This window comes from Flavobacterium piscis (assembly GCF_001686925.1).
Lineage (GTDB): Bacteria > Bacteroidota > Bacteroidia > Flavobacteriales > Flavobacteriaceae > Flavobacterium > Flavobacterium piscis.
Genome location: NZ_LVEN01000042.1, coordinates 34,170 through 46,951 on the forward strand (window position 1 = coordinate 34,170; position 12,782 = coordinate 46,951).

Consider the following 12,782-nt stretch of genomic DNA (forward strand, 5'->3'; position numbering starts at 1 on the left):
TATTACATTTTATAGTAAATGTGTTGTTTTTTTGTGGCGCAAAATTAAGTATTATTAATAATTTAATGGGTATTTTTAACTTCAATTTTTATCAAATTTCTAACTAAAGAGTTGATTTGTTACCAATTGATTAGATTTGAGACATGAAACTTCTAAAACAAATAGTTGATTTTTATTTAAACAGCAGTATTCACGTGGCTTTATCGTGTTATGCTTTGGTCCGAATTACATTTTACTTCTTTCATATTCAGTATGATGAGCCAATGGCTTTATTTGTTTTTTTCGGAACAATTGTAGGATATAATTTCGTAAAGTATGATGCTTTGGTTCGCGTCAAGAAAAAACCAATCGGAATACAGCTGAAAATTATTGCCGTTTTGAGTTTTATTTCGCTGATTTTAGTGGGTTATTATTTTTTCCACCTCAACCGAATTACCCAAATTGTTTCCGTTTGTATATTTTTAATAACGGCACTTTATACTTTACCCTTTTTTCCTAATAGAAAAAATGCGAGAAACTGGGCAGGTGTAAAAATCTATATTGTGTCGCTTTGCTGGGTAGGAGCGACTTTGGTTTTGCCTTACATAAATGCTGAAATTCCCTTTACAGCTAACTTTTTTATAAAATGTGGGCAGCGTTTTGTCTTGGTTTTTGTGCTGATTTTGGTTTTCGAAATTTTAGATCTGGCGAATGACGATCCGCATTTGAAAACTGTTCCGCAAACAATTGGTGTAAAACGAACTAAGATCTTAGGCTTTTCATTATTAGTTCCGTTTTGGGTTTTAGGAATTTTGAGTTTTACCCTTCATGATCTTATTATCAATCTGGTAATGGTTGTGACTTTGATGTTGTTTATTCTCTTTGCCAATACGAATAGATCAAAATATTATACTTCTTTTTGGGTCGAAAGTGTACCCATTTTTTGGTGGCTGATGATTGTGTTTTTATAAGTAAGACGCACTTAAGGTTCTAAATAATTTGGATGTGTTTCGCCGTGGCGTAAAATGAGAAAATTCATTTTTCAAAAGAAAAATTTGGTTTCTTCAGAAACCTCTTTTAAGATCTTATTTCTCTCTAAAAGAAATTGTGTGAGATGTTTTTCGAGAAATAAAATATCAAATAATTTTCCGAAAATTCCAAATGGCGTTTCATATTGTAATATATCCTTCATAACCGTTACGCCATTTTCTTCTTCAAAAACATGTTTGTGTCTGAAAGATTTAAATTTTCCTTCTTCCATTTCATCTACGAAATAATCATAAAAATTCATGACCGGAATTTTGCTTTTATGTGTGAGATAAAATCCAAAATGTTTGCCTTGCCATGTTACCGTTTCATTTAAATTAATCAAACCAGACGTCACTCCGGCAATTGCTTTTTCTTTTGTAGGACTTGCAGATTGCTGGTGAATATCGATATTTCGTGATGCGTCAAAAACAATTTGTTTTGAGGCTTTTATTTTTGTTGTGAGATTGATGGTTGTCATGAATATGAAGTGTATTTTGGTAAGTTTTATTATGCACATTTTTGTCATCCCGAGGAACGAGGGATCTTCGCGAGTAGCTCGACAAAGATTAGCAACTGTTTGGAGTTTCTTTCGGAGATCCCTCGTTCCTCGGGATGACAAAAACGCGTGCATAACTTAAGCGTAAATCTTTGTCAAAGTTGTTAGCGTAATAAATCATTAAAAGCCTCATCAAGATCTCCAAACTTAAACTTAAACCCATTTTCTAAGAGCTTTTTCGGAATCACATTTCTGCTTTTCAAAACCAATTCAGGTTGTGTACGAATCAAGAATGATCCAATCTCAAGCAGGAAAGTAGTAAGCGGCAGTCCGAAAGGAAAACCAACTGCTTTTCGAAGTTTCTCCATAAAATCAGCATTACGGATTGGTTCCGGAGAAACAACGTTTACAATTCCGGTAATTTCTTTTTCGATAATAAAATCAATCGCATTGGCAAAATCTTCTTCGTGAATCCAACTTACAAACTGATTGCCGCTTCCTTGTTTGCCTCCAAAACCAATTTTTGCCAAAGTCTTTAACGGAATTAAAGCACCGCCATTTTTTCCTAAAACTATTGAAGTTCGCAAAGCCGTTTTTAAGGTATTTTGAGTTTCGGTTTTAAAAAAGGCTTTTTCCCAGGATAATGCGACGTTTATAGAAAAGTCATTCCCGATTTCTCCATCAATTTCATCCATTTGTTTATCCAAAGAAAATCTGTAAATAGTAGAAGTTGATGAATTCAGCCAGTGTTTCGGTGGGTTTTTACAATTTAAAACGGCTTTATTTAGAATCTTCGTGCTTTCAATTCGAGATAAAAGAATTTCCTTTTTGTTTTCTTTTGTATAACGACAATCAACAGATTTTCCCGCAAGATTGATTAAAACTGTAGCGTTTTCTAATTCACTTTCCCAACCTGAAAAAGTCTTTGCATTCCAGTTCACATATTTAATTCCGTCAATTGTTTGCGATTTTCCTCTGGTCAGAATTATAATTTCTTCGAATTTATTTTTAAAATGATTGATTAAAACCTGTCCTAAAAATCCTGTTCCTGCTGCTATGATAAGTTTGTTCATGGTTTTGTGATTTTTTTCGCCACGAATTCCGCGAATTTGCACTAATTTTTAAAATATTAATTCGTGAAATTCGTGGCGACTTTTTTAATATTAAATTATGCTTTAAAAACCAGTCTTTCTTCTTCCTGTGCTTCTTTGGCTTTTCGTTTTCCTCTAAAGAAGAAATACAAATTAAAGAATAACATTACGCCAAGATAGATAGAAAATCCGCCAATTTTGTAGCTCAATCTTTCAATTAATTCCTGATAACTATTGTTGCTCAATTGCAGTTGCAAAATCATTAAGGCAAAACCAATGTTTAAAAGGTAAAAGCCTGTTTCGAAAAGTCTATTCGTAGCTTCAGCAATTTCTTCTCTTCCCTTAAAAATATCCAGCATAAAGATTTTTCCGTTTTTAAAAAGTGTTTTAGAAACATAATAAGTAAGAAATAAAGCAACTGGTAAATAAATGCCGTAACCGATTAAGATTTTTGTAGTTTCCATGATATTTGAATTTAAGTGTTATTTGATTAATTTATGAATGTACTTGGTTAGGATAATAATGTTGAGGTAATGCAAAACTGAAATGATAAAAATGATGATGGCAGTTTTTATTCCGATTGTTTCTATAAGCTGAGTTGATGATAAGATTTTCTGCCAGGAAATAAGCGTCATGGCACAATACCCAATATTTAAAAGATAATAAGCAATAAGCAAAACGTGATTGATTTTTTGGCAGATATCCGCATGATTTGGAATTAATTCGGCGACAAAAATGTTTCCGTTTTTGTAGCATATTTTTCCAACTCTTAAGATGATGAAAATCGTAATGCTGAGATAGATAAAATATCCTGTAATATTAAGATTCATAATTGCCGATTTATAAATTAATGATTGCAAATTTATTATGCCATTTCCTCCAGAGCTTTTACCGATTCTAATTTTCTTTTATTCTTAACTGTAATTTTGGAACCTTTCGCCAGAAAAACTGAAGCTGGTTTTATGTTTTGAAGGAATTTAAAATCTTCTCCATATGTTTTTTCGAAATCAATATCAGTATTATGATCTAAGACTTCATATTGCTCCCATCTTGGATGCTGAACTTCATATTCGAAAGTGAGGTCTTTTGTAATTTTGGTATAACCAAAATAATGCTCTGTGATAAATTCAGCTTCAGAATCAATTTTATTTTTTGTCAAATCTTTTTTAGTTTCTAATTCAATAGTATTCCACTTTTCGTTACTCTTCCATTGATAAATAAAAGTATTGGTCGTATCACCTTCAATGATTTTGTGTCTCATTTTCTGAGTTTCATAATGTTCCTGATACAAATTGTTGGCGATAAAAGTGATCGCTTTTTTGGGAACTATTTCTTTGATAAAAACTACGCCGCGTTTCCATTCGCCGTTTTCGAAACGTTTTACATAAAATCTTAAATTGACTTCTTCAAAATCTACATGAAACGGAACTTTCAATCCTAAAACTTTGGTGTTTTTGAACATAAAACCCACTAAGCTTACATAACATTTGTTATTCCAAAGATCTATTTCGGTTCCTGCAGGAACATATTTTTCTAATATTTTAGCATCAACTTCATAATTAAAGAGAGCTAAGTTTTTCCATTCTGCTTTTAAGAAGTTCATTGATACGCTTTTTTATAAGTTATGATAGAAAAATAGATAGCCAGAATAATTGGTATTATAAATAACAGAAAGTAAATAAATTCAAAATGCATTATAAAAGCATTAACGGGCCACAACAGGAAAAAGAAAATAACTCCGTTTACATAAGCCTGAAGATTTTTGTCATCAGGTTCATCGATTAGCATTTTTATTCCGAAAATTAATTGAAATAAACCAGTAAGTATGGTGAATAAAAGACCAAAACATGCTAGTTCTGAACTAGTAAACAGCCCTATTGTAATGAGTATTATGGGTGCAGCAACAAAAAAGTAGTTGAGGTAGTTTATAGCTTTCATAGTTATTGATTGTTTTAAACTTTCAGAAAAAAATGAAAGTTTTAATTAAATTTTTTTACTTCATTATTTTTAAAACCAAACGACCTAACCAGTTATCATTAAATTCAGTCATTTTGTCTAACATATTGTCTGCTTTTAAAACGAAATCATACAATTTAGAAGTTTGATCTACAAAGTGTTTTTCTTCAGCCGAACTGTTGGCATCGATTGTCGAAACTTCTTTTAAAATTTTAAGCGCAGGTTTAATTTCTCTTTTGCTTCTTTCTCTGGCAATTTTTACAGCCAATTCGTCAAGATCTTTTTCGGCGGTAAAAAACTCTCTTCTTTCTCCGGTTTTGTATTCTTTATAAACAATTCCCCAATCCATCAAAGCTTTTAGGTTCATGCTGGTATTGCCGCGGGAAATTTGCAATTCATCCATAATATCTTCCATAGAAACAGGTTCGTTCGAGACCATTAATAAAGCATGGATCTGTGCCATGGTTTTATTAATTCCCCACTGAGAACCTAATGCTCCCCAGGTTTGTACGAACTTATTTTTTGCTTCCTTGAATTTCATTTGTCGATTTTATTGTTTTTCAAACGGTCAAATGCAAATCGCATAAATGCTCATTGTCATAGGTCAAATGTAAGTAAAAGTTTTTAAACTTTCAAAAATAAATGAAAGTTTAATTAAAAAAAGAGTTTAATTTTTATGAAACAACCTAAAAACAGGTGTTTATACGTGTTGAATTTTTCTGTGTCATTCATTATCTCATTCATGCCCAATAATTTCCACTCTGTATCATTTTATTAATTATGCCTTTTTATTTGATTTAGTTTTGAAATAGAAAATCATCCCAAATGCATTATTTAAGATGTTTTTGAAACACTAAATAATAGTATTAACAAATCAGGTGGAGCAGAAACCACTAAAAAAAAACGAGGCGTACCCGAAAAGCCTTATGAGTAGGAAACCTAAATCAAAAAGTTATGTCAGATTTATTAGCAGGTGCTTATTTAGCACAAGGCACAATTGGAAATGTTGGAACACCGGGTGCTCCAATTGCAAAATTTAGTTTAGTAGTTGTACCATCACAACATACTGTTACAGGTACAGTTGTAATTACTCAGGCGATTCAAGGTCCGGATAGCCATATTGTTGTTCCGGTAACAGGAAAAATATATGCAACAGGACTTGGTAAAGTTACACAAGTAGTAAGTCTTCAGGGAGAATATGTACACTCTGTTCCTCCACCGGCAATTGGTTCATTCTTAGCAAAATTTGATGCTCATTTAGCAATCGATGCTGTATGGAACGGAACGGGAGGTTTTTCATATTATCAACATAATATTGAAAACGTACCGGTAGCGGCAGTAAAAAATTTACAAGAAGAATTGGTTTAAAAATTAATTTCTCCCCAAAAACAAATTCTACAGGATAGCAAAAATTTCCTGACTCGGTAAGAGTTTTGATTTAAAGATCGCCTGATTAAGGCGGTCTTTTTTATTGCAATAGTCCTGTTTATCTAATCAATTTTAAACCTATAAGAAAATGAAAAAAAAATACGTTATCATTAGTTTACTGCTTATCATTATAATAGCAGTTGGTTTGTGGTTGTTTCTTTTTAATAAAAATAACGGAGTATATAAGGATGGAGCTTCTTATGCAACTGCATCAGCCGATTCATGTAACTGTGAAACAAGTTGGTTTCCGCATGAAAAAACTCCCGCTCCAAAAGAAGGTGACGGAAGTCCGTTTGACAGTAAGAGTACCACAAATTGTGATTTTCACCAATGGTCGTGGCAAAAGTTTTTGTGGGTAACAAAACCATTGCCAAGCGGAAATCCTCTCTTTTTAGATTCTCTCGATTTAGTTAGTCCTGAAATGGAAGATGTCGCGCCACAGTTGGGCATAAAACTAGTGTTGAGTTCTATTAATCAGGCAGGTTCCAGAGGAGTTCTACGTTCTAATCCTAAATTTAACAATGCTGTAGATACAGTATATTATTCCATTCATATTAATAAGCTGCTAAAAGACAAAGCTGTTTTAGCGGCATCTTTAATCAATAGTGGAAAATTGCCTGTTTCTAATTTAGAAACATTTCCTGTCGGGGCTTTAGAATTAAAAGTTTCATGGATTAATATCGATGCAATTGCGAAAGCACAGCAAAAAGATTATTTCACAACCAAAGCTGCTGTTGTAAATAGCAAAGGGCAATATGTTGAAAAAACCATGGCGTTATTAGGTATGCACGTAGTGGGAGTTGTGAAAAATCATCCTGAATTTATCTGGGCCACTTTTGAGCATAAAGACATGGCGCCTGTTTACGATAAGAAAACCAATTCAGTAACGGCGGCAAATGAAATGCTGTTTTACGAAAAAGGTACCACTAAGGGAATAGGAGGAATTAAGTGGATTAAAAACGGAACTTCGCCTGTTGTTCCTAATAAAGCATTTATCCTTTATGAGTATGGTGTACCAAAAAATGTAAATACTGGTGCGTTTATGGCAACAAGTCAGGCAGAACCTGCTAATTTTAATAATATAGACAATATCAATAAGTGTGTAGCGTCTAATTTGAAAGATGTTTTTAAAAATTATTTTTATAATGGTTCTATTTGGTTAGATTTTGATGGCGTTTCTCCGGAAAATCAGGCAAAAGCAATTGTAACAAGAGATATCTCGAGTGCGCTTCCGGATTCATTAGCAAGAGGTTCTGTTAATTTGGCCAACATTACTATGGAAACTTACACGCAGACTTTTCAAAATGATATACACGATATTAATAATGGTAATGTAATAAGTTGCTTTTTTTGTCATCAATCTGCAAACTTTGATAAAAGCAGACCGGGAAAATCGCCTTTATTTTTAAGCCATTTATTTGGAGATTATTTGCTGTTTACCAAACCGGTATTACAATCTAGTGGTAAAAACGCAAATAATGCAAACAATTTAAGAGCACGACGTATTGAACAAATAGATGCGCTGAAAGTACAACAACTTGAAGAGTTTGTTAAAGCTAAAAAATAATTTATATTGTAAACAGAAAAGCATCTTATTTTATAAAGTTGATCCCAAAATAAAAATGTCGAAGTTTAGCTTCGGCATTTTTTATGACTTTTCTTGTCTTTAGAATAATTCAAGGAGTGAATTAAGTATCGTTATTTATTTCTTTGAATTTATTGTTGTATAAATGATTATTTACTAAGAATAGTGTAATTACTGAGGTCGTGAATTGTAAAGTTATGTTAATTCATGAAATGAAATTTTGTATTAGATAATGGAAATATATTTTTGTAAAAATCACATTTATGGAATTATACTACACCTTTTCAATACTTATTGTATTGGCCTCTTTCTTCGCCTATTTAAATTTAAGATTTTTAAAACTTCCGGGAACTATCGGAATAATGATTATTGCTATGTTGGTTTCGGTAGGTATTCGCCTTTTGGGAGATTCTTATTTTCCGGCTACAACCAAACATTTTTTTGAATTAATAAAAGAATTTGACTTCAACGAAATCTTAATGGGAGCGATGTTGAATTTTCTTTTGTTCGCAGGTGCACTTCACGTCAACATGTCTGATCTTAAAGAGCAAAAAGTTCCCATTATGATATATTCTACAGTTAGTGTAGTATTGTCAGCATTAATTATTTCGATACTGCTTTTTTATATTGCACCAATTTTAGGCATAAAAATACCTTATATATTTTGTTTAGTTTTCGGTACATTAATTTCCCCAACCGATCCAATCGTGGTGTTGGGCGTTTTAAAACAAGCAAAAGTTCCTAAAAGAATAGAAACCAAAATTGTTGGTGAATCGTTGTTTAATGACGGAGTAGCAGTAGTAATGTTTGCTGTTGTTTTAAAAATGGCAACCGATCCTACATTTGATATGACTTTTGGTTCTATCGCCTGGTTATTTGCAAAAGAAGGAATTGGCGGACTTTTATTAGGAGCTGTTTTAGGATATACTGCATCGAGGGTTATGAAAAAAATCGATGATTATAAAGTGTCAGTTTTAATCACACTTTCTATAGTAATGGGAGGCTTTTTGATTGCCCAAAGTCTTCACGTTTCAAGTCCGTTAGCAATGGTAGTTGCCGGATTGATTATTGGTAATTATGGAAAAAAAGTAGCCATGAGCGAAGTGACTCAGGATTATTTAGGTAAGTTTTGGGAACTTATTGATGAGATATTAAACGCTATTTTATTCTTATTTATTGGTTTTGAATTACTATTGCTCCCAGATTTAAACAAACAATTGTTAACAGGTTTGGTAGCTATTTTTATAGTGTTATTCGCCAGAATTTTTTCTATTGTTTTACCGTGGAAATTCTTTGATATATTCAAGTTTTTCGGAATTAAATCTGCCTACAACAAAGGATCCTTAATGGTTCTGGTTTGGGGAGGAATTCGCGGTGGAGTTTCTATCGCTTTGGTACTTTCAATGCCCGAAGGTGAATATAAAAACCTCCTTCTTGAAGTAACTTATATTGTGGTATTGTTTTCAATCGTAGTACAAGGACTTACTGTTGGAAAATTAGCCAAAAAAGTTTTGGAGAAAGAGTAAAGAACATGGAGCAAAGAATAAAGATTTTACTGAACAAGCCTGCAAAATATTTTACAGGCTTTTTTATAGCTTATCTATTTTTTTTAAATAGAAGTAAATAATTATTTTGAATGACTTTTCTTATATTTTCGTTTTTGTTTTTAATTGCAACTAAATTTTAGTTGCGTTTTGAGAATTTAATTATAAATTTGTATGAGTAAAATTGATAAACTTATTGAAAAGTTAAAATCAAAACCAAAAGATTTTTCTTGGGATGAAATGCTGAAAGTTCTAAATCATTTCGGTTATAAACAAATTTCACAAGGAAAAACAGGAGGCTCAAGAAGAAAATTTGTGAATGAAAATAAACAGATTATAAGTCTGCACGAACCGCATCCACAAAAAGTTTTGAAAGGATATCAACTTGATATTATTATTGAACATTTGGAATTATAAAATGAAAAACTATTTAGAATATAACGGATACATTGGTACATTAGAATTTTCTGCAGAGGATAAAATATTCTTTGGAAAAATTCAAGGTATAAACGATTTAATAACCTTCGAAGGTTATTCTGTTAACGAATTAGAAAAATCTTTTGAAGAAGCTGTTGACGACTATTTAGAAACATGTAAATTATTGAATAAAGCTCCAGATAAAAGTTATAGAGGATCTTTTAATGTAAGAGTTTCTCAGGAACTACACCGGAAAATAGCTCTCTTAGCCACTAAAAAAGGATTGAATTTAAATGAGGTCGTAAAGGAAGCACTATCTTACATAATTAAACACGAAGAGGTATTGAACTAAAAAGAATAAGAGGTTTTCCAAGTCATCGTTTGTCTTCTTTCGAATAATTCGAAGCTCCGTTTATATCAATCGAATTTCCTAAAAAATGAGGTTCACGATTTCTCAAAATATCAAAAAATGATTTAAAAATAGAACCATATTCTCTAAAAGTAACATATTTATATCCGCGATATTCTCCATTGTTGGCAGAATAGCCAACAGATTTTATTCCAAGTTTTTGACCAATATAAATTGCCCGGTTTAAATGATATTCCTGAGAAATTAAAGTTGCTTTTTTGATGTTGAAAATATGCTTTGCGCGATATATCGTTGAATACGTATCAAATCCTGCATAGTCAATAAATATTTTGGTCGTATCCACACCGTGATTAAAACAGTAGTTTTTCATTACCGTTAATTCATCATATTCATCGCGGCCATTATCACCAGAAAGTAAAATTTTATTGATTCGGTTGGCTTTGTATAAAGAAATTCCGGCATCCAGTCGATCCTTTAAATATTTGCTAGGCTGATCTCCGTTAATTCCGGCACCAAAAATAATTCCCACATCGTTTTTAGGGAATTTCTTAATCGAATAGTAAATGTTTTTTTTGGTCGAAGACTTCACGTAATAATTTACCGAAACAATAGCAACCAATCCGATAATTACAAGTAAAAGAAAGATTTTAAAATATTTTTTCAAAATGTATTTTTGTAAGATTAAGATTTAAAAGGTGGTGAAGATAAATAACATTTATTTACAGTCAAAATCAAATTAAAAAACCGAAGCGTTTTTTGCTCCGGTTTCTCATTATCTAATATTCTAAGAAGTCTAAAGTCTATAAAAGCCCAGCTCTCTTCAATAAAGCTTCCGGTTTAGGTTCCTGTCCTCTAAAACGTTTGTATAAAATCATAGGATGTTCTGTTCCTCCTTTAGAAAGTACATTGTCTTTGAATTTTGTAGCAATTTCATGATTGAAAATACCATTTTCCTGAAAGTAGTCAAAAGCATCAGCATCCAGAACTTCGGCCCATTTGTAACTGTAATATCCAGAAGAATATCCACCCTGAAAAATATGAGAGAAAGCCGTGCTCATTGCATTTTCTTTTACATCAGGATACAATTGTGTGTTGGCAAATTGTTGGGTTTCGAAAGTTTTTAAATCTGTAATATGTGTTGGATCCTGTCCGTGCCAAGCCATATCTAACAATCCAAAACTCAATTGGCGTAAAGTGGCCATTCCTTCCTGAAAGCTTGCACTTTCCTTAATTTTTTGTACATATTCAATCGGAATAATTTCTCCCGTTTCATAATGGTTTGCAAACAAAGCCAAAGCTTCCGGTTCGTAACACCAGTTTTCCATAATCTGACTTGGTAATTCTACAAAATCCCAAAATACAGAAGTTCCGGATAAACTTGGGTAAGTTGTATTTGCTAACATTCCGTGTAAACCATGACCAAATTCATGGAACAAAGTCGTTACTTCATTAAACGTCAATAAAGATGGTTTAGTTTCTGTTGGTTTTGTAAAGTTACAAACGTTTGAAATATGCGGTCTTTCGTTTACACCGTCTTTTATAGATTGATGTTTGAATGAAGTCATCCAGGCACCATTTCTTTTTCCTTTTCTCGGAAAGAAATCAGCATAGAAAATCGAAACTAAATTGCCATCAGCGTCTGTTACTTCGTAAGTCGTAACTTCTTCATGATATTTATCGATGTCAAAAACTTCGGTAAAAGTTAATCCGTATAGTTTTTTAGCAACTGTAAAAGCACCGTTTAATACTTTTTCTAATTGAAAATATGGTTTTAGTTTTTCATCATCTAAATTAAAAAGCTGTTGTTTTAATTTTTCAGAATAATAAGCTCCGTCCCACTTTTCCAGTTGTGCGATTCCGTCCAGCTCCTTGGCGAAAGCCGTTAATTCAGCAAATTCTTTTTGAGCTGCCGGTTTTGCTTTTGCTAATAAATCATTCAAAAAAGAGAAAACTTTCTCCGGACTTTCGGCCATTCTTTCTTCAAGAACAAAATGTGCGTGCGTTTTATAACCTAATAAATTCGCTCTTTCGAAACGTAATTTCGCAATTTTCAAGACATTTTCCTGATTGTCAAATTCGTTATTTTGAAAAGACCTTGCGCCAAAAGCAATTGCCATTTTTTTACGCAATTCACGATTGTCTGCATAAGTCAAAAATGGAAGATAACTTGGATGATCTAAAGTGAAAATCCAACCTTCTTTTTCCTGGTTTTTAGCCAATAATCTTGCCGCTTCAATTGTTCCTTCAGGCAAACCGGCCAAATCCTTTTCATCGGTCAAATGCAATTCGAAAGAATTGGTTTCAGCCAAAATATTCTCTTCAAATTGTAATTTTAATTTCGATAATTCTTTGTCAATTTCTCTAAGTTTATCTTTTTTATCTTCAGCTAAATTTGCTCCGTTTCGGGAGAAGCTTTTGTATTTTTTATCTAAAAGGGTAGTTTGCTCCGGATTTAGATTTAATGTTTCCTTTTGATCGTAAACGGCTTTTATTTTAGCAAATAAAGCAGCGTTCAAAGTAATGTCATTTCCAAATTCTGATAATAAAGGCGAAACTTCCTGAGCGATTTTTTGCATTTCATCGCTCGTTTCAGCCGAATTTAAATTGAAGAAAACACTAGAAAGACGATCTAAAATATCTCCTGAAAAATCCATTGCTACAACAGTGTTTTCAAAAGTTGGCGCTTCGGGATTGTTTACGATAGCATCAATTTCGGCTTTAGCCAAAGTAATTCCTTCCTGAAAAGCCGGAAGATAATCTTCAATTTTAATTTGCGAAAAAGGTGCTGTGTTATGTTTGGTAGTGAATTTTGAAAGTAAAACGTTCATTATAATGTAATTATTTATATTAATTGAAGTCGAATTTTTGAATTCCAAAGATAGCAATT

Annotated in this window: 15 protein-coding genes; 6 read left to right on the forward strand and 9 right to left on the reverse strand. The window is 32.3% G+C overall.

Going from position 1 to position 12,782, the window contains the following annotated elements:
* Positions 1 to 143 precede the first annotated feature (143 nt).
* Positions 144 to 950, forward strand: a complete 807-nt coding sequence (locus tag FLP_RS17470) for a UbiA prenyltransferase family protein (protein WP_065450817.1) — start codon at positions 144 to 146, stop codon at positions 948 to 950.
* A gap of 71 nt (positions 951 to 1,021) precedes the next feature.
* On the opposite strand, the gene FLP_RS17475 is transcribed toward FLP_RS17470, so the two are convergent.
* The 7 genes from FLP_RS17475 to FLP_RS17505 all read right to left on the reverse strand — a co-directional run bounded on the left by FLP_RS17475 (position 1,022) and on the right by FLP_RS17505 (position 5,092).
* Positions 1,022 to 1,486 carry an SRPBCC family protein gene (locus tag FLP_RS17475; protein ID WP_065450818.1) on the reverse strand — a complete coding sequence of 155 codons (465 nt, stop codon included), beginning with the start codon at positions 1,484 to 1,486 and terminating at the stop codon, positions 1,022 to 1,024.
* Between the two features lie 182 nt (positions 1,487 to 1,668).
* Entirely contained in the window at positions 1,669 to 2,577 is a 909-nt protein-coding gene (locus FLP_RS17480) for a TIGR01777 family oxidoreductase (protein WP_065451175.1), read from the reverse strand.
* 95 nt (positions 2,578 to 2,672) lie between these two features.
* Positions 2,673 to 3,059: a hypothetical protein gene (locus FLP_RS17485; RefSeq protein WP_065450819.1), complete on the reverse strand. Its 387-nt coding sequence runs from the start codon at positions 3,057 to 3,059 to the stop codon at positions 2,673 to 2,675.
* Between the two features lie 18 nt (positions 3,060 to 3,077).
* Positions 3,078 to 3,425: a hypothetical protein gene (locus tag FLP_RS17490; protein WP_065450820.1), complete on the reverse strand. Its 348-nt coding sequence runs from the start codon at positions 3,423 to 3,425 to the stop codon at positions 3,078 to 3,080.
* A 35-nt stretch (positions 3,426 to 3,460) separates the two neighbouring features.
* On the reverse strand, positions 3,461 to 4,198 hold the full coding sequence (locus FLP_RS17495; protein ID WP_065450821.1) for a YqjF family protein: 738 nt from the start codon (positions 4,196 to 4,198) through the stop codon (positions 3,461 to 3,463).
* The gene (locus tag FLP_RS17500) at positions 4,195 to 4,533 is read right to left on the reverse strand and encodes a hypothetical protein (RefSeq protein WP_065450822.1); all 339 of its coding nucleotides are present in this window, start codon (positions 4,531 to 4,533) and stop codon (positions 4,195 to 4,197) included. Before FLP_RS17500 ends, FLP_RS17495 begins: the two co-directional genes overlap by 4 nt.
* A 55-nt stretch (positions 4,534 to 4,588) precedes the next feature.
* Positions 4,589 to 5,092, reverse strand: a complete 504-nt coding sequence (locus FLP_RS17505; protein WP_065450823.1) for a GbsR/MarR family transcriptional regulator — start codon at positions 5,090 to 5,092, stop codon at positions 4,589 to 4,591.
* Positions 5,093 to 5,505: 413 nt separating this feature from the next.
* On the opposite strand from FLP_RS17505, the gene FLP_RS17510 reads away from it, so the two are divergent.
* The 5 genes from FLP_RS17510 (at position 5,506) to FLP_RS17530 (ending at position 9,877) form a co-directional block, all read left to right on the forward strand.
* Positions 5,506 to 5,919 (forward strand): DUF1842 domain-containing protein, encoded by a 414-nt coding sequence (locus FLP_RS17510; protein WP_065450824.1) that lies wholly within the window; start codon positions 5,506 to 5,508, stop codon positions 5,917 to 5,919.
* Between the two features lie 148 nt (positions 5,920 to 6,067).
* The gene (locus tag FLP_RS17515; RefSeq protein ID WP_065450825.1) at positions 6,068 to 7,546 is read left to right on the forward strand and encodes a hypothetical protein; all 1,479 of its coding nucleotides are present in this window, start codon (positions 6,068 to 6,070) and stop codon (positions 7,544 to 7,546) included.
* Between the two features lie 281 nt (positions 7,547 to 7,827).
* Positions 7,828 to 9,090, forward strand: coding sequence for a cation:proton antiporter (locus FLP_RS17520; RefSeq protein ID WP_065450826.1), 1,263 nt, complete (start codon positions 7,828 to 7,830; stop codon positions 9,088 to 9,090).
* A 192-nt stretch (positions 9,091 to 9,282) separates the two neighbouring features.
* A complete protein-coding gene (locus FLP_RS17525) occupies positions 9,283 to 9,525 on the forward strand; it encodes a type II toxin-antitoxin system HicA family toxin (RefSeq protein WP_065450827.1) in 243 nt (80 codons plus the stop codon).
* A gap of 1 nt (position 9,526) precedes the next feature.
* The gene (locus tag FLP_RS17530; RefSeq protein WP_065451176.1) at positions 9,527 to 9,877 is read left to right on the forward strand and encodes a type II toxin-antitoxin system HicB family antitoxin; all 351 of its coding nucleotides are present in this window, start codon (positions 9,527 to 9,529) and stop codon (positions 9,875 to 9,877) included.
* 22 nt (positions 9,878 to 9,899) lie between these two features.
* Here FLP_RS17530 and FLP_RS17535 read toward each other — a convergent pair whose 3' ends face one another.
* The gene (locus FLP_RS17535; protein ID WP_065450828.1) at positions 9,900 to 10,559 is read right to left on the reverse strand and encodes a SanA/YdcF family protein; all 660 of its coding nucleotides are present in this window, start codon (positions 10,557 to 10,559) and stop codon (positions 9,900 to 9,902) included.
* Between the two features lie 136 nt (positions 10,560 to 10,695).
* Entirely contained in the window at positions 10,696 to 12,723 is a 2,028-nt protein-coding gene (locus tag FLP_RS17540; protein ID WP_065451177.1) for a M3 family metallopeptidase, read from the reverse strand.
* Between the last annotated feature and the right edge of the window lie 59 nt (positions 12,724 to 12,782).